20 protein-coding genes are annotated in these 18,088 nt (G+C 55.8%); 8 read left to right on the top strand and 12 right to left on the bottom strand.

Features of this window, described 5'->3' with window-relative positions; all coding sequences use genetic code 11:
- Nucleotide 1: 1 nt before the first annotated feature.
- On the bottom strand, nt 2–1,219 hold the full coding sequence (locus tag HYT79_08770) for a hypothetical protein (GenBank protein MBI2070680.1): 1,218 nt from the start codon (nt 1,217–1,219) through the stop codon (nt 2–4).
- A 76-nt stretch (nt 1,220–1,295) separates the two neighbouring features.
- On the opposite strand from HYT79_08770, the gene HYT79_08775 reads away from it, so the two are divergent.
- Both HYT79_08775 and HYT79_08780 read left to right on the top strand, forming a co-directional pair.
- On the top strand, nt 1,296–2,171 hold the full coding sequence (locus tag HYT79_08775; protein MBI2070681.1) for a DMT family transporter: 876 nt from the start codon (nt 1,296–1,298) through the stop codon (nt 2,169–2,171).
- Complete coding sequence (locus HYT79_08780; protein ID MBI2070682.1) at nt 2,168–2,815, top strand: RNA pseudouridine synthase; 648 nt, start codon at nt 2,168–2,170, stop codon at nt 2,813–2,815. Before HYT79_08775 ends, HYT79_08780 begins: the two co-directional genes overlap by 4 nt.
- Here the strand turns inward: HYT79_08780 and pyk are convergent.
- Nucleotides 2,790–4,205: a pyruvate kinase gene (gene pyk, locus HYT79_08785; protein ID MBI2070683.1), complete on the bottom strand. Its 1,416-nt coding sequence runs from the start codon at nt 4,203–4,205 to the stop codon at nt 2,790–2,792. The genes HYT79_08780 and pyk overlap by 26 nt on opposite strands.
- A 71-nt stretch (nt 4,206–4,276) precedes the next feature.
- Here pyk and HYT79_08790 point away from each other — a divergent pair, with 71 nt between their 5' ends.
- Nucleotides 4,277–4,783, top strand: coding sequence for a DUF456 domain-containing protein (locus HYT79_08790; GenBank protein MBI2070684.1), 507 nt, complete (start codon nt 4,277–4,279; stop codon nt 4,781–4,783).
- A 271-nt stretch (nt 4,784–5,054) separates the two neighbouring features.
- Here HYT79_08790 and HYT79_08795 read toward each other — a convergent pair whose 3' ends face one another.
- Nucleotides 5,055–5,903, bottom strand: coding sequence for a hypothetical protein (locus HYT79_08795; GenBank protein ID MBI2070685.1), 849 nt, complete (start codon nt 5,901–5,903; stop codon nt 5,055–5,057).
- A 199-nt stretch (nt 5,904–6,102) separates the two neighbouring features.
- On the opposite strand from HYT79_08795, the gene HYT79_08800 reads away from it, so the two are divergent.
- The 4 genes from HYT79_08800 to HYT79_08815 are packed head-to-tail and all read left to right on the top strand — an operon-like array spanning nt 6,103 to nt 7,901.
- Nucleotides 6,103–6,660, top strand: coding sequence for a hypothetical protein (locus tag HYT79_08800; GenBank protein ID MBI2070686.1), 558 nt, complete (start codon nt 6,103–6,105; stop codon nt 6,658–6,660).
- A complete protein-coding gene (locus tag HYT79_08805; GenBank protein MBI2070687.1) occupies nt 6,657–7,199 on the top strand; it encodes a hypothetical protein in 543 nt (180 codons plus the stop codon). Before HYT79_08800 ends, HYT79_08805 begins: the two co-directional genes overlap by 4 nt.
- On the top strand, nt 7,189–7,719 hold the full coding sequence (locus HYT79_08810) for a hypothetical protein (GenBank protein MBI2070688.1): 531 nt from the start codon (nt 7,189–7,191) through the stop codon (nt 7,717–7,719). The genes HYT79_08805 and HYT79_08810 overlap by 11 nt, the downstream gene beginning before the upstream one ends.
- A gap of 5 nt (nt 7,720–7,724) precedes the next feature.
- Complete coding sequence (locus HYT79_08815; GenBank protein MBI2070689.1) at nt 7,725–7,901, top strand: hypothetical protein; 177 nt, start codon at nt 7,725–7,727, stop codon at nt 7,899–7,901.
- On the opposite strand, the gene serS is transcribed toward HYT79_08815, so the two are convergent.
- The gene (serS, locus tag HYT79_08820; protein ID MBI2070690.1) at nt 7,898–9,178 is read right to left on the bottom strand and encodes a serine--tRNA ligase; all 1,281 of its coding nucleotides are present in this window, start codon (nt 9,176–9,178) and stop codon (nt 7,898–7,900) included. The genes HYT79_08815 and serS overlap by 4 nt on opposite strands.
- Before the next feature lie 19 nt (nt 9,179–9,197).
- Nucleotides 9,198–9,431: a DUF167 domain-containing protein gene (locus HYT79_08825; protein MBI2070691.1), complete on the bottom strand. Its 234-nt coding sequence runs from the start codon at nt 9,429–9,431 to the stop codon at nt 9,198–9,200.
- Between the two features lie 82 nt (nt 9,432–9,513).
- On the opposite strand from HYT79_08825, the gene HYT79_08830 reads away from it, so the two are divergent.
- Nucleotides 9,514–10,269 (top strand): hypothetical protein, encoded by a 756-nt coding sequence (locus HYT79_08830; GenBank protein MBI2070692.1) that lies wholly within the window; start codon nt 9,514–9,516, stop codon nt 10,267–10,269.
- On the opposite strand, the gene HYT79_08835 is transcribed toward HYT79_08830, so the two are convergent.
- The 7 genes from HYT79_08835 to HYT79_08865 form a co-directional block, all read right to left on the bottom strand.
- Nucleotides 10,266–10,955 carry a TVP38/TMEM64 family protein gene (locus HYT79_08835; protein ID MBI2070693.1) on the bottom strand — a complete coding sequence of 230 codons (690 nt, stop codon included), beginning with the start codon at nt 10,953–10,955 and terminating at the stop codon, nt 10,266–10,268. The genes HYT79_08830 and HYT79_08835 overlap by 4 nt on opposite strands.
- Nucleotides 10,952–11,755 carry a sterol desaturase family protein gene (locus HYT79_08840; protein ID MBI2070694.1) on the bottom strand — a complete coding sequence of 268 codons (804 nt, stop codon included), beginning with the start codon at nt 11,753–11,755 and terminating at the stop codon, nt 10,952–10,954. The genes HYT79_08835 and HYT79_08840 overlap by 4 nt, the downstream gene beginning before the upstream one ends.
- A 79-nt stretch (nt 11,756–11,834) precedes the next feature.
- Nucleotides 11,835–12,359 (bottom strand): hypothetical protein, encoded by a 525-nt coding sequence (locus tag HYT79_08845; GenBank protein MBI2070695.1) that lies wholly within the window; start codon nt 12,357–12,359, stop codon nt 11,835–11,837.
- On the bottom strand, nt 12,356–13,795 hold the full coding sequence (locus tag HYT79_08850) for a TIGR04282 family arsenosugar biosynthesis glycosyltransferase (protein MBI2070696.1): 1,440 nt from the start codon (nt 13,793–13,795) through the stop codon (nt 12,356–12,358). Before HYT79_08850 ends, HYT79_08845 begins: the two co-directional genes overlap by 4 nt.
- Complete coding sequence (locus tag HYT79_08855; GenBank protein ID MBI2070697.1) at nt 13,792–14,469, bottom strand: TIGR04283 family arsenosugar biosynthesis glycosyltransferase; 678 nt, start codon at nt 14,467–14,469, stop codon at nt 13,792–13,794. Before HYT79_08855 ends, HYT79_08850 begins: the two co-directional genes overlap by 4 nt.
- Entirely contained in the window at nt 14,460–17,069 is a 2,610-nt protein-coding gene (locus HYT79_08860) for a methyltransferase domain-containing protein (protein MBI2070698.1), read from the bottom strand. Before HYT79_08860 ends, HYT79_08855 begins: the two co-directional genes overlap by 10 nt.
- Before the next feature lie 9 nt (nt 17,070–17,078).
- Nucleotides 17,079–18,065, bottom strand: coding sequence for an inorganic phosphate transporter (locus HYT79_08865; protein MBI2070699.1), 987 nt, complete (start codon nt 18,063–18,065; stop codon nt 17,079–17,081).
- Nucleotides 18,066–18,088: the final 23 nt, after the last annotated feature.

An 18,088-nucleotide genomic window follows, 5' to 3' on the forward strand; every position in this document is an offset into this window, starting at 1 on the left:
TTTAGTCCCAGCGGACGGAAGCCGGGGCTTTTGTTCTAACCCGGGCCGGCGCAGCCCAATAATCAATGGTGTTGTTTTTGATGGCGTCTTTGGCTTTGGCCGTTTCTTCGGGCGTTAAAGTCCGTTCGATGAGATTCCAGGCGCTGCGGAAACCGCTGATTCTTCCTTCCAGAAGCGCGGCCCACATTTGAGCGATGGAAATGACGGCGCGATCGTTGCCATCCACATGAAAATCAGCCAAATCCCATAGAGCCGCGGCCACGCGCCATTCATTGGTCTCGCCGGTGCAGACATCTGAGGGCACGTTTTCGATTTGAATGGGGGCGCGCCGGGGCACCAGGTATTCGAATTTGGGATCCTCATCCAACAGGGAGAAGCGCGCCGCAGCCGCGAAAAAGGTCGGGAATCCTTCGGACCAGGCCAAGGCCTGGGAATAACATTCGTCGATTTTATGCGAGCCGCCGGCCGGGCTGGAATTGGTGAAGGTGGCGACAATGGCGTGGCCGAGCTCATGCAAATTCACGTCCCAGGCTTCGGCATTGGTCAAATGCACTTTGTGGGCGCCGGGGCGGTAGAAATCCGCTTGAGCGGGCCAGACGATTTTGGTTGTGCGCCACCAGGGATCAAGCTCGATATGGTTGACAGTGAAAAAGTCCATGGCTTGCGAATAGGTCAGGTGAATGAAGCCGATTTGCCCGTTGGCTTGCTGGGGGTTCAGGCGGTAAATGCCGATGCTGACCGTATGCTCAAGGGGAAGGTTGACGGTGGGGCCTTCCCAGGCATAGGATTTTCCATCCGGGCTTTCGTAGGCGAAGCGGTTGTTGTCCAGATGAAAGCGGATGACGCACCGGCCTGAGGCCCGGTCCGAGGGCTCGATGGAAAAAGAGCCGTCGTCGTTAACCGGGACCGCGGTGACGCCGCCGGAAGGGCAGGTCAAGGACACTTTGGCCCGGCGAGCCGGATAATGCTGCAGGTGTTTATCCGTGATGTCGAAGAAACCGGTGATCGCGGGCGCGTCGGATTCCAGGATGCGGCCTAAAGCGATTTGTTCGGCTTGGAAAATATAGGCGCCGTCCTCCAAGCGGCCTTCGCGCTCAAGTTTTGATTTTAAAGGCGGGTAAGGGATCGGAGAGGAGATATCGTTGTCATTGGAGTCATCAGCATGGGTCCAGGCGAAGGAAATCGTTGTCAGCAGCAGAATTGTCAGCAGTTTTTTCATTGGGTTTATGTAAGCAAAATTTATAGGAGGATCAAAGCGGATTAGCCTGGTAGAGTTGATATAGTCCTTTTCTCTTATGACTAGGGTTTACGGAGCGATCGGTACCAGCATTTTGGTTTGGTCGTTGGCTTTTTTGGTGATTCGGACCGCTTTGGCCCAGCTCAAGCCCGCGGAATTGGCGTTGCTGCGATTTATTCCCGTGGCGTTATTGTGCGGCATTTTTGCCGCGATTAAGTTTAGGAAAGAGACGACGCGGATTTTGAGGGAAGACCGGGGCGCGTTGATCATGATGTCCATGCTGCTGATTCCTTTTTATAACTGGTGTTTGTATTTGGGGCAGCAGAAAGTGTCGCCGGGGCTGGCGGCGTTGATGATCGGGTCGTCGCCGGCAGTGACGTATGTGATGGCGTTTTCCATCGGGCAGGAGAAATTTTTGTGGCCCAAGATGGGCGGGATTTTGCTGGCATTTGCGGGGCTCTTGATCGCGATTGTTTTGGGCTCGGAGCGCGGCCTTGAGGCGTCGGGTTGGGCTTATGTGCTGGCGGTGTTCGGGGCCACGATGAGCGCGTCGTCCTACAGCATTATGGCGCGCTCTCTATTGTTCAAATACGATCCGGTGCCGCTCATGTGCTTGGTGATGGTGACCGGCACCGTGCCGTTGTTGATCGCCGGGGGTCCGGAGTTCTGGGGCAAGCTGGTTTTGCTCAGCGGAAAAACATGGGTAAGTATAGGGTATTTGTCTTTAATCGCGACGTTGGGCGGTTTTTATTCCTGGTTTTACGCGTTGAAGAGATTGCCGGCCAGCAATGTGGTGATTTTTGCGAATTTGATTCCGTTTTTAACCATGTTATTCGGGTATGTTTTTTATGGGGAGCATATCACCGCCTGGCTGATTGCGGGCGGGGTGTTGATTGCATTGGGCGTTTATCAAACGACGAGGAAAATAGCGTGATTGTTTTTGAAGACGAGAATATTTTGGTCGCGGATAAGCCCGCCGGGCTGTTGGTGATTCCGGGTCGAGGCCCGGCCAAAAACGAGCAGACGCTAAAAGGCATGCTCAGTGAAGAAGCCGGGCGGTTGTGGGTGGTGCACCGTTTGGACCGGGAGGCCAGCGGCTTGGTCTGTTTTGCCCGCAACGCGCAAACCCACCGGTATTTGTCCATGAAATTTGAGCAGCGCGAGGTCAAAAAAACGTATTTGGTTTTGGTTCAGGGGGTGTTGTCCAGAGAGAGGGACGCGATTCAATCGAAAATCCGGACGTATGGGTCCGGGCGCATGGGCGTTCATCCGGACGGCAAGGAATCGGAAACCAAGTACCGGGTTAAAGAGCGTTTTGTCCAGGCGAGTTTATGCGAGGTTGATTTGATGACCGGGCGCCGCCATCAAATCCGCGTGCATTTTTATTCCATCGGGCATCCGGTGGCGGGCGATCCTTTATATGGGAGCCGCCCGGAGAAATCCTTGCGTTTGATGCTGCATGCCTGGAAATTGGCGTTTCGCGGGCCGGATGGAAAACCGATTGATTTGGAAGTTGCACCGCCGCCGGATTTTTTAAGCGTCGTGGAGAGTCTTAGGACTCGATCCGTTCAACCTTAATCAGGTTGGTTGTTCCGGATTTATTCAGCGGCACGCCTGCGGTCACCACCGCGATATCCCCTTTTTTGGCGCGTCCGTTGACTTTGGCGGCGTGCAGGGAAATTTTGAAGAGATCGTCGAGGGTGTGCGCGCGCGGGATTTCAATGGGCACAATACCCCAATTGAGGTTTAAGAAGCGCAAAATCGAGGGGTTGTGGCTTAAGGCCAGGATATTCTGCCTGGGCCTGAAACGCGAAACGCGCTGAGCCGTTGAGCCGAAGGCCGTGGGCGTGATGATGACTTTGGCGCGCAAATCCTCGGCCATGATGCAGGCCGCCTGGCTGATGGAATCCGAGACCGTGTTGCCCACCGGAGTGTCGTCGAGCAACCGCCGGTGATTCAAGCTTTGCTCCGCGACCTGGATGATAGAGCACATCATGAGCACGGATTCCACCGGGTATTTGCCGACGGCGGTTTCCTCGGAGAGCATAAGCGCGTCCGCGGAATCCAAGACCGCGGTGGTGATGTCCGTGACCTCGGCGCGGGTCGGGCGCGGGCGCGCGACCATGGAGGCCAGCATGTGAGTGGCGACGATCGAGGGCTTGCCCATTTGGCGCGCGTGCGTGATGATTTTCTTTTGGGCCAGCGGCACCTGCTGCAGGGGGATTTCAACGCCCAAATCCCCCCTCGCGACCATAACCCCGTCCGAGACCTGCACAATGGCATCGAGCCGGTCCAAGGCTTCGTGCTTTTCGATTTTGGCGATGATGGGGATTCTGCCTTTGCCGAGATGAGCGAGCAGCGCACGCGCTTGTTTGATGTCCTTGGGATCGCGTACGAACGAGAGCGCCACTATGTCCACGCCGGCTTCAACGCCGAAGGCCATGTCGCGTTTGTCTTTTTCCGTGATCACTTCGGCGTGGAGCGTGCCGTCGGGAAAATTGATGCCCTGATGCGAGGTCAGGCGCCCGCCGTTTAACACGCGGCATTGAATGATGGTCCTGTCCGTGGACAAGACTTCGACTTCGATCAATCCGTCCGCTAAAAACAGGGAATTGCTTTTTTTAACGTCTTTGGGCAGGCCCGCGTAATTGACGGAGATTTGGCGGCGATTGCCCATGATTTTTTTGGTGGTGAGTTTTAACAGGTCCCCGGCCCTCAGTTCCGCAACGCGGCCGGATAATTCCCCGATCCTGATTTTTGGGCCGGAAATATCCTGAAGGATGGCGACGGGAAGCTTTGATTTTTGGGCCACGTCGCGCACGGCTTTGATGCGGCGGGCGTGGTCTTTGGGCGTGCCGTGGGAGAAGTTGAGGCGGAAAACATTGACTCCGCCCTCGATCATTTGTTCCAGGATTCCCGGTCCGTCGCAGGCCGGACCCAGCGTGGCGACGATTTTGGTTTTTTTCATGGCAACAGGGGAACTGCTCCCCCCTCAATATTCTAGCCGCCTGCGCGGCAAATGCCATAATCGATTTGGTTTTGATGATGTTCATTTTAAGCGTGGTTATTTTCCTGCTGGCGGCGGCGGCGAGCCTGTTTTTACTGGCGTTGGGCTTGCCGGGCAATTGGGCGCTATTGGCCGGCACATTATTGGCGATCGCGTTAAGCCCGAAGGCGGCGCTCACATTCGGCGCGGTGTTTATTTTGCTGGGCGTGTGCATTTTCGCCGAGGTTGTGGAGTGGCTGTGCGGGGTGTTCGGAGCGAGGCGCTACGGTGTGTCTAAGGCCGGGGTGCTGGGCGCTTTAATCGGCGGGTTGATCGGCGCTATTTTGTTGGGCTCCGTGATTCCGGTGGTGGGTGCGATCCCGGGCGGGTTTATCGGGACGTTTTTGGGCGCTTTTTTGGCGGAGCTGTCGCGCGGTCAAAATAGGGAACAGGCGCTGCGTCTGGGCTGGGGCGCGTTTACGGCGCGGATGCTGGCGTTGGTGGCGAAATTCGGGGTGACTTTCACCATGGCCGCGATCGGGTTTTTCTTTCTTTTCTAAGGGGTCGCGGAGAAATAATATGTACATTTTGGAGGCCCAGATTTGAGCCGTATGCTAGGCGCGCCGAGCGCAGCGTACCTGGAGGGTACGTTAGCGAAGGCGCAACGACGCAGACGGCCAAATATGGGCCTCCCCGAAGGGCCAGGGCATTTTTGGGCTGCGACTTTGCCGGATTTTTTTTACGTACCTTGCAGGCACGCCGCAAAAAATCCGGCTTCGTCTCGCTCCAAAATTGCTCTGGCAAAATGTACATATTATTTCTCCGCGACCCCTAACAGGGGAACATTTTCCGGACCGTCGTTTCCACGACAAAAAGGCCGGCGTCCGGGCGCTTGTCTTCGCTGGCATACACGGAGGAGCCGGCCATGGCTTGGTGCAGGTAAGGCAGGTAATTGACCAACTCCGATTCCAAAGCCCGGAAAATGATGAAGCGGCTGAACAGGCGTTTCCCTTTCTTAGACTCCATCTCGGCCCAGTATTTTCTGATCACAGGGTCTTCCCCTTTGATTTTTGTGTTGGGGTGGCGGAAGACAGAGCCGGATTTGGGGTAAAACCAACCACCCTTTTTGTTTCGGCGGGCAAGGCCGATTTTTTCCAAGTCGCGCAAGACGGTTTGGGCGTTTTTTGCGGGAAATCCGAGCAGGCCGGCGAGATTGGCCGCATCCCAGGCTTGGCGGTTATTCGACAGAGTTTGATGAATCCAATAATGCAGGGCGGATTTTTTGATGGCTTGTGACTGCTCCAGGTTTAAATTCGTCACGGATTGCTCGCGGGCTTTGCCGATGGCGGTTTCCAGCGGATGGCGGCTTTGAGTTTGCTGGGCGGATAAAAGGGGGACGATTAATTCATCGAAACCGTGCTGCCCGTAGGCGGATTTTAAATGAGCCAGAACAAATTCGCGGATCATGGGCCGGTCCGTGACCGGCCAGAGCAAACGCCTTAAAGCCAGCAGGGTTTTGGCTCCGGGCAAAGAATGCCCATTTTCCAAATTCAGGTATTGGCGGTAGGAGCAGCCGAGAGCGGCGTTCCCCCCGTTCTTGTGATAGAACTCGTAGGCGGTTTTAAAGCCGGCTTTGCGGCGCATTTTGACCAGCGTGGGGCCGAAGGCATTGGCTTTCATCAGTTTCTTCAGGAAGTCTAACCCCGATTTTTAGAGAAATCAAGTTTCCTTAGCCTGGCCTTATCGAGCAAAGGAATTTCCTCAAACTTTAGGGCCTAAGCGGGGCCCGGGGGACACTAGGCGGAGTTGTTGCGGCGCGGCAAAATAATGAGGGGCGGATATCGGCCGCCGAAAATTGTCAACGATAGCGGGGTGTTGCATGGTTCGCATGTTGTTCGTTCCTCTTTTTTTAGTTTCCGTGGCCGTTGCCTCGGCGCAGTCCACCCAAGAAACGCATGAGGAAGCGGCCGCGGTCTTTGATGGCTCCGGGGCAGGCCGGGAAATTCCCATCGGCCGTGGATTGGCGGTGGTGGCCAGTTCGGACAGCGTGGCGTCCAGCCGCATTCGTCCGGCGCATCGCTGGTGTCCGCCGGGTCCGGGCAAGTCGTTTCGCTGCAGGGATATCCCGGACCGGCTTATCGAAGAGCATGAAGTGATAACCACGTACCGGATTTTGGATCGCGCGCGTTACGCCGAAGCGCAAGGCAAGCCCTGGATTTTTCCGGGAGCAGCAGCGGGGTTGGGCCTTGGCTTGACGGCGGGGGCGCTGGCTTTGCTGGCCGCCGGGCCGCTCTCGACGCTGTTGATTTTGACCGGACTCGGCGCCGTCTTCGGCGCGGCCGCGGGTTATGTGACGGCCTGGAATATCGCGGCCAACAGGAGCGAGGTGTTCAGCGAGACCGAGGAATACACGGTGTCGCGCGACTTGCCGCAGTGAAGAAAATTGCGTTGATATTCGTTTTCACTTCGGACGTTATGGCTTGGGCCGATCAAAACGAAACTTTATTGGCTCAAGCGAGGCCGTATTTTGGGGAAACGGCTCAAGCGGCGCCCAGGGCGGCGGTTCATCCTGTTCCTTCAACGGAAATAGGCGCTGCTTTAAGCCGGCCGTTGAGCGCGTCCGAAGAGCCTGCTGACCATGCGTGCCGGGAATCCTATGCGTTTTGCGTGCGTCAGGCGCGATTTTGGCGGCGGCGGGCCGGGCAAGACGAATTTTGGGGAAAAATCGAGCTGATCGCCGGGTTTGTTCAGGGCGCGGCCGGGGCGATTTCGCTGGCCGCGGCCGTTTACGCTTTCTCTTGGATTCCCCTGTTGATGGCGGTGTCCTCGTTGTTGGTTGGGGCGCTGCTTTTTTCAGCAGGAGCCAGGAGATTAAACCGGGCCCGGCGGACCGAAGCCCGCAGCCGGGAAATCGCCAATGATTGCGAACAAGAGAACAGACAATGTCAAGAATCAGGAGGAAACGATGCGTGTTAATACTGTCGTCAAAGCTGTTGCAACGGCGGCTGTCGTCTTTTTATGCGGGCCCTGGCGGCTGACGGCCCAGGCGCTGCCGCAGGGGAGCGAATTTGAGCAGGCCCAGGATGTTTTTGACGGAGCGCGTTGGTCCGGCGGCCCCAGGCGCTTAAGGCGCGATGTGCGGGCAATGAGTGATGCCGAAATCGATGCGGAAATTGATCCTATTGATCAGGATTGCCAGAGAAGTTTGTCTGATTTCATGGAGAATCGCGAGATCGCTTCCGCAGCGCGTCAGCGCGCTTGGGGCGAGCTGGCCGGCGGGGTCGTTTCAGCGGCCGGCGGGTTGACGTTGATGGCGTTGCCGGCTTTTGTGGGCGCCGGGGCGTTGGTTTTGTTTTTCGTTTTAGGCGGCACGCTGTGCTACCTTGCGTCGCGCCTGTTGCAATCCTCGGCGGAGTCTTTTCAGGAAGCCAGGGTGCATCAGTTTTTGGCGGAGCACAAAGCGGATAACGCCAATGCTCTTTGCCGTGAAGGATAAATTCAGTGGAAATTTTGCCCTTGTTTTATTATGCCGGCGGTTTTTTGCTCTTACTCGCTTTATTTCAATGGGTGAGGTGGAATGATTCCCGTAAAAAGGCAAATCAAACGCAGGGTTTCTATAACGAGGTCAAGGCTGATCTTCAAGAGATGAAAGCCTGCGACGCGGAGCCGGCGAGCTAAATCGAATCAAAGCCCGTATAAGGCCGCAGGGCGTCCGGTATGCTGACGCGGCCTTCGGGCGTCTGATAGTTTTCCAGAATCGCGGCCAAGCAGCGGCCTACGGCAACGCCGGAGCCGTTTAAGGTGTGGACGAATTCTTTTTTGCCGTCTGCGCGTTTGATTTTGATATTGGCGCGGCGGGCTTGAAAATCCAGGCAATTGGAACAGGAAGAGATTTCCCGCCATTTGTTTTCCCCGGGCATCCAGACTTCCAAATCATAAGTTTTGGTTGAGGCGAAACCGAGATCAGCGCTGCATAGGGCCAAGACCCGGTGCGGGATGCCCAGGCGCTCCAAAACCACGCAAGCCTGTTTGGTCATGAGTTCCAAGTCTTCCATGGATTTTTCCGGGAAAGCGAAGCGCACCAATTCCACTTTGTTGAATTGATGATTGCGGATGAGGCCGCGGATATCTTTGCCGTAAGAGCCGGCCTCGCTCCTGAAACAGGCGGTGTAGGCCGTATACGCCAAGGGCAGATTTTTTTCATCCAGCATTTCCCCCCGGTGCAGATTGACCAAAGAAACCTCGGAGGTTGGGATTAAATAAAGGTCGGGGCCGGGTTCTTCTTTGTGGATTTGATAAAGCTCTTCTTTGAATTTGGGCAAATGCCCGCTGGCGGTGAGGGTTTCGGCTGAGGCGAAATACGGCGGCCAGAATTCCTGGTACCCGTGCTCTTTGGTGTGAATATTCAGCATAAAGGAAATAAGGGCGCGCTCCAGGGCCGCGCCTTTGCCTTTTAGGAGAGCGAATCGGGAGCCCGCGAGCTTGGCGGCGCGCTCAAAATCAAAAATCCCTAATTTTTCACCGATGGCTTGATGGTCCAGAGCTTTGAAATCGAGTTTTTTAGGTTCGCCCCAGTTGCGCACGACTTTATTGTCCTCAGGGGAAGCGCCTAAAGGCGTGCTTGCGTCCGGGGCATTGGGCAGGCCCAGGGCCAGGGCTTCCATTTGGGTTTGGAGCCCGGCTAATTCCTTTTCTTTGTCCATCAGCGGGCGCTTGATATCCTCGGATTCTTTCATGAGCGAGGGGTCGTCCTTGCCCGAAGCGCGCAAAGCCCCGACTTTTTTAGACAATTCGTTTTTTTTGGACCGGAGGGTTTCTACATCGAGTAGAAGTTTGCGGCAGCGTCCGTCTTTTTCCAGAAGTTCTTCCAGGGCCGGCAAATAGCGCCCGCCCCGGTTTTTATAGGCCTGGCGGAACAAATCAGGTTGTTCGCGGACTTTCTTTAAGTCGATCACTAGGGGATTTTACCAATCGTCAGCAGGATAGGCCCATGAATTGAATGATTTTATTGGGTGAGCGGGCCCCCTTGATGATGCGCAATTTGACGGCAGGAACGCCCAGGCTCTGGGCCAGAAGATTTAGGGCCGCGTTATTGGCCAAGCCGCGCTCAGCCGGAGCCTTGACCCAGGCTTCATAAGCGTCCGGGGCTTTTTGAATAATTTCGGATTTGCGCGCGTCTGGATGGACTTTGAGTTTGATGAGAACCATTCCCCTATTTTGAAAAATTAAAGTTGCTGTTTTCGGGAAGGCGGGGTAAACTTAGCGTGACCGGCAATCAGGAGGCGCCAATATGAACAAAGCTAAATTCCGGGAAGCGGCCCTGTTTCTGTTTTTATTTTTATTGGGGTTGATGTTTTGCGTGGGGGTTCACGCTGAGGGCGGGAAAGCTGGCGGCGGGAAAAAGAAATCATCCGCAACATCAAGAAACGACCGGGAATTAGAGGGTCTTCTGCGTACGGAAAATTTGGATCCGGCGAGCGAGGCGCATGGCCGGATTTTGGAATTGTTGGGCGACCGGGACGGAACCTCTGTGACCGTTTGCTTGCGGGCCGCGCGTTTCGGCGGGGACCGGGTCCGCGCCACGACATCCGTTGGGCAGGCGCGGATGGCGCTTGATTTTATGGAGGCCGTGGCTCATGCGCGTTATGAAGCGCAGAATATTCAGGATTTCACGGCCCGCAACATGATTGAATTTTTAAAAGTGTGCGTAGCCGACAATGAGAGCGGCCGTCCGCGCGCTTGCCGCAATGACATGGGATCGGAAAACGGGATTCCGGCCGTGGCCGATTATTTATTGCGTGAACGCAGGGAACCCGGTCCCGGGGGCAAGGGACATCGAAACGTGGGCGGGCATTTGAACCGGGCCCAAGCCCGGGCTGCGAATGAAGCCAGTGAGGATGTGATTAACGGAGTGATCGAGCTGGCGGAGACAAAAGCTGAGTATGAACCGTATGTTGTTTGGCTTGAATCCATGGGTTTGACCAATTACGCGGAGAAAATAAGGAATGAACGCCTGGATACGGCCAGGCGGGAATTGCTTCGTTAGAAAGGATTCTTTTTACGGTTGGCGGGCAGCCATTTTTTGAAAATTTTCGGCGTCATGGAAAGAAAAACCATGAGCATGGCGGCCAGGAATAAATGCACGAAGGCTTTACCGTTGACGCCCGTTGTTCCGGATAAAATGGAGTCCGCAAAATAGGTGTAGATAAAGGTTCCCGGCAGCATGCCTGCCAGCGAGCCCAGGGCAAAGTCCCGATAGCGAATTTTGGAAATACCGGCCGCGAAATTCAAGCCGTTGAAGGGAACAAAAGGCAGGAGCCTGAGCGTCAGTATCGTTTGGAAGCCGTGTTGAGCGGCTTTGGCGTCTAAAGCCGCCAGTTTGCCATCTTTTAAAAGAGAAGCCACAAAATCCCGGCCCATGAACCGGGCGACCAAAAAGGCCAAAGAGGCGCCGATATTGGCGGAAATCGCGTTGTAAATGGTGCCCCACAGCGTTCCGAAAACCGCGCCTCCCCCCAAAACAAAAGGGATGGCAGGCAAACCCACGGCGCTGGTGCAGGCATAGGCCGCGATGAAGGCGATAGGTCCCCACCAGACATTTCTGAGTATGCGGATAAAAGCGAGCAGGGAGTCTTTGTTGAGGTAAGGGGCCAGGGGGCTGAATCGCGCCAAGAGCGCAATCGCCAGAAGGCCCGCAATCAGCGCCGCAAATTTTCCCGCGCGCGCGTTCATTGGGCGGCCAAGGACCGGATAAAGGGCATGGCGAGAAGTTTGGGCAAGGTGATATCTTGCGGGCGCGGGTATTCCTTCAAACCGATCGCGATATTTTTCTGATCGCCGCGCCAGAGATAAGTGCCGAGGAGCCTGTCCCAGAAAGAAAAAAGATTGGAGTAGTTGGAATTCGTCTCGCCGGGGATATTCGAGTGATGGATGCGGTGCATGTCCGGCGTCACGAATACCCGGCGCAGACGCGTTTCCCAAGGTTCCGGGATGTGGATGTTGGCGTGCTGGAACTGCGCGGCCAAAAGTAGCCCGGCTTCGTGAATCGCTATGGCGATCGCGCTCGGCCCCCAAATAAAACCGATGAACATTTTAAAGGTTGAAGAAAGCAGAATTTCGCCCAAGTGAAAGCGGGACGCGCTGGTGACGTCTAGATCTAAATCGCTGTGATGCACTTTGTGCAGGCGCCACATGAGCGGGATTTCATGATAGGAGCGATGCCAAAGGTAAGTGATGAAATCAAGAAAAACGAATGACAGCGCGATATTGGCCCAGGGCGGCAGATTTGAGGCGTTGAGCAGGCCGATCTTGCGGCTGCCCAGGTAATCGAAATACGCCACGATCATGCTGGAAACGCCGATGTTTAAAACCAAGACATTAAAGCCGCCTAGAAGCAGATTCGTTAAGTAATGTTTGGGCGCGGGCACGACGAGTTTACGGAAGGGCCGGAGTTGTTCCCAACAGCCGAAACCGATCAGCCCGCCGACGGAGAAAATCAGCCGCCAGGCGCCGGTTTCAAGCCCAAGAAACATCAGAGCGAGCGAAAAATCAGGCGGCGTTCGATTTTGCCCCGGGGTTTTCCGTCGGCTTCAACGTATCCATGGCGTTTGTTCATTTTTTCTCTTGAAGCGGGACCATTTTGTTGTTGCTGTTGTAGGTGAAGCGTGGCTTGCCGTTGACTTTGTGAATGACGACTTTATCCATGATCCAGCCGCTCTCTGTTTTCGTGGCGTAAAAGTCCAGGTCCACGGTGTTTTTGTCGCCTTTGAGCGCGGACTTGAAATCCGCGCAAGCGAAAAACGAATCGCCGCCTAAATGGACGATTTTGTTCGTATGGATGCGCACCAGCTTAAGCCGCCATTCCTTGTTGAGTTTGGCGTCTTTGATTTTGAAGGAGCCTTTGGCGGATTTGGTTTTGACATGCGTTTTGACGAAGTCGTTGTATTCCCCGTACATCTGTTTTTTCCAGCCGGTTGATCCGGCCGGGTGCTCGTGCCCCTCCGGATGTTCATGGCTTTCGTGGCTTGCCGGGTGCTCATGCGTTTGGCCGGTCGGGTGTTCCGTGGGGTGTTCCGCGACGGCGAAACCCGTGGTCAAAATCATCGAAACGATCAGGGCGGCTGGTTTTTTGTTCATGGGATCTCCTTTTGTTTTTCGTGGGCGTTATCCGGCGCGGCCAACGAAATATCGTCGAAATAGGCGCTGGCCGTTTCTCCGGTATTGTCCGTGTCCGTCATCAGAGCGATAAAAGCGATATCCGGAGGATCCTCTCCGAAAAGCCGTTTGTAATCATCGTAAATATTGCGTTCTTCGGTTCGCCATTTTCCCACATTCTCCGGACCGCTTTCCACGGCGATCATTTTTGTCCGGTTCGTGTAAGGATTATCCACGGCCGCGCCGATGGGAAGTTTATTGTCCCAGATATAATTTAAGGCGGCGTGGGGCGGGTAATGGCCGTACAGGGATTTAGCGACGCCATATTTGGCCCGCTGCCAGGCGGAGGCGTTTTTGGGGTCGTAGCGAAAAGCCACGTAAATCCGCGCCGCATAATCGTCACCGCTTTTTTTGCGGGCATCGGCTTTCTCCAGGACGCGCTCGATTTTCCAGCGCCAGCGCAACATGGGGTAATCCTTGGGGCTGGCTTGAACTTCCTTTAGAATGGCCGAGGCTGAGAACGAGCTTTGAGCCATGACGAAGTAATCGCCGTTTTCTTCGACAAGCGAGTACGCGGTGCGGCGCGGTATTTTTTTAAATACGAGGGGCTTCCAGTTTTTAGGGAGACCGTCGGGCTCCGTTGCCCCGGAAAATGAATCGATCGACAGGGTGCGGCCGAGCGGTGTCAACGCGAATATTGCTTGAGCGGCCAGAAACACGGCCAAGAGCAAAGCGATGGGCGCGCCCCAGAGTTTTAGGCTTCCTTTGCCCAAAGCCTCGAGTATCGGCCGCGTATGAATCAGGCCGCCGTTATGATGGCGCGCGAAATCCAAGAGGCGCTTTAAATCCTCGGCTGTGTCGATGTCGCCGAGTTTGTTTAAAAGCCCGGGCTCGAGGTTCAAGAAACGCAGGCGCGAGAGGGTTTCTTCAAAAACCCGGGGCGTGGACCAGGGGATGTTTTCAAAAACCTCCGGGACCGGACGGCAAAGGCCGATTAAATAGTAGCCGCCGTCATGAGCCGGGCCTAGAACAATGTCATGCCGGTCCAACAGTTCGAAGGCGTGCGTCAAATGATCGGCGCTGAGGCGAGGCGAGTCCGAGCCGATGATCACGACTTTTGAGGCGCCCGAAGAAAACGCGTGCTGCGCGGCATGGGAGAGGCGTTCGCCTAAATCGGAGCCCTGTTGAGGGAAAAAATCCGGCCGGTCATCGCTCATCCATACGGGTTCAATATGCGGCGGCCAAGGATCATAGGCCACATCAACTTGGGTTAAGGGCACGGAGCGGGCCGCGGACAAAGCGTCTTTGGCCAGGGCTTTATACAAAGCGGCCGCTTCCCGGTTTGACAAGGGCGGACAAAGCCGTGTTTTGACCTGTCCGGGCACCGGGGCTTTGACGAAAATAACGATTTTGTTCATCGGTATATTTTGGCTAAAAGTTCGGGCGGCAGTCCCAGATAATAACAGGCGATGATGGCGTTGTTTTTCAGGCCATTGAGAAGGGGGCCGTTTTTTTCATGGCGGCGTTTGGAGGTGCGGACTTGTTGGGGCAGAACGTGCACGGGCCCGAGATGTTTGAGTTTGCCGACCAGCGCGTATTCTTCCATCAGCGGCATCTCCGGGAATCCTCCGGCCTCGAAATAATGTTCACGGCTGACGGCAATGGCCTGGTCCCCGTGCGGAACGCCGGTCAGGCTCCGGCGCCAGCGCGCCGCAGCCTCGATGAGGCGATACGGCCAGCCTTGCGCGTCGAACCCGATCTCGAAGGCCGTGGCTGAGTGATGATGGCCGTTGGACCAAGCCTCAAGGAGAATGTTTTGCCAATCATCGGGCAATAAAGTGTCCGCATGCAGAAAAAGAAAGAGATCGCCTTTGGCCGCGAGCGCGCCTTCATGCATTTGCCGGGCGCGCGGGCGTTGAGCGGAGACGGTTCTGTCGGCCAGGAATTGGGCGGCGTCAAGCGTGGAATCCTTGCTTTGACCATCGGCCACGATGATTTCAACGGCTGATGTTGCGGTGGCGCGCAAATGCGCTAAAAGTCCGGGCAAGATCTCGGCTTCGTTAAAAGTCGGGACAATGACGCTTAGCAGCATGCCCCGCCTTCGCAACAACCGTCATTCGCGGCAACGGCCATGGGCAAGGCTGCCGGCGCTTGTGAGCCGTCGGACTCATACACCAAAAACTGTCCGGCGTAAGCGCCGGAGCGCAGCTTGGCCGCGGTGTCCGTGCAGATTTCGATGGATTCTCCTCTGGGGAACAAATGCCCTTCTTCATCCATGGCCGCTTTATAAGGGCCCAGGTACACGGCTTGCTGCCCCATAAACCGGCAGCCGGCTTTTTTTTCGAATTTGAAAGCTTGCACCGTGAGCGAATGGAATTGATAGGCCTTCACTTCTTTCCAGAACGTTTTTTTGAGGATTCGGATGCCGTAAAAACCCGCTCGCTCCAGCGCAGTCAAAAATTCCTCCTCAGAAAGCGAGCCGGAAATGCATTCCCCCCATAGGTCTTGATGCGCGGCCAAGGCTAAAGGCACCGGCCGGTCGGCGACAATATCCGCGACAACCATGCGGCCCGTATCCTTTAGAACGCGCCAGATTTCGGCGAAGACTTTATTTTTGTCCGGCGAGAGATTGATCACGCAATTAGACGTGACCAGGTCCACGCTCGCGGTCTCAGCCGGGATATTTTCCAGATAGCCGTCGCGAAATTCCACGACGTCGTATCCTAAGACAGCGGCCACGTCGTTTTTGCATTGCCGGGCCACGGTGAGCATTTCCTGGGTCATGTCCACGCCGATGACGCGGCCCGTGGGCCCGACTTTTTTGGCGGCGATGAAGCAGTCGATGCCCGCGCCCGAGCCCAAATCCAGCATGGTTTCACCGGCCTTGAGCCCGGCCTGGGTGACCGGCGAGCCGCAGCCGTAAAAACGATCGAGAACCTCTCTGGGGATATGCCCGACTTCGCTCTCGTCGTACTTGACCGGACAGCAGAGCTCTTTCTGCGGGGCGAGGGCTGCTTTGCCGTAGAAGTTTTGAATGATTTTGTAAGGCTTTTCCACGTCGAAGGACAGCACGCAATTGGAATGCGTGAGCTTGACCTTCACGGCGGCGCCGTCGGGATCAAGCCAGAGCGCGGCGTCTTGGCTGGAGGCGATTTGACCCTCGCCCATGGCATGGTAAATGACGGGAGGATTGAATCCTGATTTTAAATTGAGCGCGGCTTTTTTCGTTGAGGCCAGGTCAAACATCGCGTCTTTCATCAACTCCACATAGAGTTCATGGTAGGGGTCTTCACCCATCAGGCTGCCTTCATGTCCGTTGGCGCTGTCGTTTCCGCTCTGCCGAGCTCCAACCATTTCCGCGCCGACCCGCTTCGCGGGTACCCCGGCTTGGTCAAAGAAATAACTGTGTTCGATATCCCCGCCTCCGGTCAGGAAGCGGAAGGGATGGCCGCTGAGTGATTTTTTCTGTCCGACCGTGGCGTTGCGAAACGCGCGGGCGACGGGGCTCTCCATCCAAATTTTTCGAAGCGGTTCTTTTTCGGCGTCGCCTAAGGCTAAGGCCGGATAACCGGCCATGGCCGCCGAGGGATAAACTTTGCCGTCCATATACACGCAGAGGCTTTCCCAGCAGCAATTGCCCAAGTCGTATTTGACGCCCGGCAGTCCGTTGACGCGCAGGGCAAAGGACTCGGCATTGTCGACAATAACGCCCAATTCTTTGGATGCGGCTTTGACGGTGCGCGCTAAGTGCGCGAGTTCGGCATGCGTAGGGAAAGCCGCGGACCCGTCGGTTTCCAGAATGCGCCCGCGTTTGTGCAGCCACATCAAATGCACGGACTTGGCGCCGAGCTCCTTGGCGAGCTTGGGCAATTGTTCAAGGTCGCGGACATTGGATTTGGTGACGGCCGCGGTCAGCGATGTTGCAAACCCGAGTTCGTTTAATGTTTTTAAGCCGGCCGAGGCTTTGGCGAAGACGCCGGCTCCGCGAATGGGATCGTTCGTTTCCGGGCGGCAGCCGTCTAAGCTCACTTGGAAATTCAGGCGTTCGCGGTCGAGGGTTTTGAGCGCCTCGAGCCTAGGCCCAGAAAACAGCGTGGCGTTGGTCAACACCATCAGCTGCGCTTTTTTGTCCTCGGTGGTATAGCGGATTAAATCGAAAATATCCTCCCGGATAAAGGGTTCGCCGCCCGTAAAGTAGAAGCGCCGAACGCCCAGATCAAAGCCTTGGTCGATCAGGCCCAAATAAAAATCGCGGCCGAGCCCCTTCTCGCCGCCGGGACCTGAGGACACCAGGCAATGGCTACAGGCCAGGTTGCAGGTTTGCAGCAAATGAATCCAGAGTTCGTTGAGCGTTTTCGGTTCAAGCGCTTCGCCGCGCCCCGGATAAGGCGGCGCGGTTTGGGCGGCGGCGTGGAGCATGCCCTTGGCCATGGCCTGGCGAACAAACACATGAAGATCGCGCCAGGCTTTAGCCGCGTCCGAGACGAATTGTTCGTTATAGAGCCGGAAAATTTCCCCAAGGGTTTTGCGGCCGTCGACCCACTCGAGCAGCCGGGCGCCGCGTTGATCGACCGCTATCCAATTGGGCGCTCCGCCGTCGATGAAAAAATGAATCCCCTCGCGCTCGAACGAATCAAGGCGGCTGCGGTGAAGGACAAGCGAGTCTTTGAGTTCCGGAATTTGCAGCGACATAACCCTCCTCTATACGATTTTGTTTAACAGCCAATAGCACCCGACGCCGATGGCGCCTGCTATGGGCACGGTAACGAGCCAAGCCGCGACAATTCCCCCGGCTGTTTTCCAGTTGAGGCCGCCTTTTTGCAGGCCCATGCCCATGATGGCGGAGCCCGAGACATGCGTGGTTGAAACCGGAAAACCCTTGACGGCCGTGGCCATGACCATCGCGGATGTGGCCAGATTGGCGGCGAATCCCTCCAAATGATTCATGCGCGTCACTTGATGCGCCAGGGTTTCGGTTACTTTAAGTCCCATGATGACGCTGCCCGCGGCATTAGCCAAGGCCAGGATCAAGAAGAACCATTTGGGCGCAATGTGAACATTGGGATCGATCACATGATAAAAAACCATCCCTAAGGCCGCAATTTTCGGGGTGTCGTTTAAACCCCGGGCAAATCCTGACGAGATGGCGCTCATCCAATGGGCCCAATGACAATTGATGCAGTATTGCCGTTCGCAAAGCCAATAAAGAAAGCGAAAAATCACCACGCCCAGGCCGAATGCGGCGATGGGCGAGATCAACAAGGGCAAGACTATTTTTTTGGTGACGCCGGCCCACAACACGTTGTCGAAGCCGAAGGCATAAAGGCCGGTGAGAACCACAGAACCCACGATCGAATGCGTTGTGGACACGGGAAGGCCGGTTTTTGAGGCGAATAAAACCCAACCGATGGCGCCGCCTAGAACCGCCAAGGCGAAGAGCTGATTGACCGCTACTTGAGGAGAGAGCATGCCTTTGGTGAACAGCAAAGTCATTTTAACGGCCCAACCGGAGGCTATAGTCGCGCCTGCAGCAGCGGCCAAAGACACAAGAAGCACCGCTTTTTTGTAATCCGACTCCCCGCTGCCCACTAAGGTGGCGACTGATTTTGAAATATCATTGGCGCCGTTGGCAAAGGCCAGGATGATGGCGCCGGAAATCCCAAAAATAGAAATCAAATTCATAGACATCCAATGAGTGCGCAGTAATATGT

The organism is Elusimicrobiota bacterium (assembly GCA_016180815.1).
GTDB lineage: Bacteria > Elusimicrobiota > Elusimicrobia > JACQPE01 > JACQPE01 > JACPAN01.

Excerpts from the sequence above, each read along its gene's own strand:
- HYT79_08775 (MBI2070681.1), top strand. The coding sequence starts at position 1,296 with ATGACTAGGGTTTACGGAGCGATCGGTACCAGCATTTTGGTTTGGTCG.
- HYT79_08795 (MBI2070685.1), bottom strand. The coding sequence starts at position 5,903 with ATGAAAGCCAATGCCTTCGGCCCCACGCTGGTCAAAATGCGCCGCAAA.
- HYT79_08840 (MBI2070694.1), bottom strand. The coding sequence starts at position 11,755 with ATGTTTCTTGGGCTTGAAACCGGCGCCTGGCGGCTGATTTTCTCCGTC.
- HYT79_08860 (MBI2070698.1), bottom strand. The coding sequence starts at position 17,069 with ATGTCGCTGCAAATTCCGGAACTCAAAGACTCGCTTGTCCTTCACCGC.
- HYT79_08855 (MBI2070697.1), bottom strand. The coding sequence starts at position 14,469 with ATGCTGCTAAGCGTCATTGTCCCGACTTTTAACGAAGCCGAGATCTTG.
- HYT79_08825 (MBI2070691.1), bottom strand. The coding sequence starts at position 9,431 with ATGGTTCTCATCAAACTCAAAGTCCATCCAGACGCGCGCAAATCCGAA.
- HYT79_08845 (MBI2070695.1), bottom strand. The coding sequence starts at position 12,359 with ATGAACAAAAAACCAGCCGCCCTGATCGTTTCGATGATTTTGACCACG.
- HYT79_08810 (MBI2070688.1), top strand. The coding sequence starts at position 7,189 with ATGCGTGTTAATACTGTCGTCAAAGCTGTTGCAACGGCGGCTGTCGTC.
- HYT79_08865 (MBI2070699.1), bottom strand. The coding sequence starts at position 18,065 with ATGTCTATGAATTTGATTTCTATTTTTGGGATTTCCGGCGCCATCATC.
- HYT79_08830 (MBI2070692.1), top strand. The coding sequence starts at position 9,514 with ATGAACAAAGCTAAATTCCGGGAAGCGGCCCTGTTTCTGTTTTTATTT.
- HYT79_08800 (MBI2070686.1), top strand. The coding sequence starts at position 6,103 with ATGGTTCGCATGTTGTTCGTTCCTCTTTTTTTAGTTTCCGTGGCCGTT.
- pyk (MBI2070683.1), bottom strand. The coding sequence starts at position 4,205 with ATGAAAAAAACCAAAATCGTCGCCACGCTGGGTCCGGCCTGCGACGGA.
- HYT79_08850 (MBI2070696.1), bottom strand. The coding sequence starts at position 13,795 with ATGAACAAAATCGTTATTTTCGTCAAAGCCCCGGTGCCCGGACAGGTC.
- HYT79_08770 (MBI2070680.1), bottom strand. The coding sequence starts at position 1,219 with ATGAAAAAACTGCTGACAATTCTGCTGCTGACAACGATTTCCTTCGCC.
- HYT79_08835 (MBI2070693.1), bottom strand. The coding sequence starts at position 10,955 with ATGAACGCGCGCGCGGGAAAATTTGCGGCGCTGATTGCGGGCCTTCTG.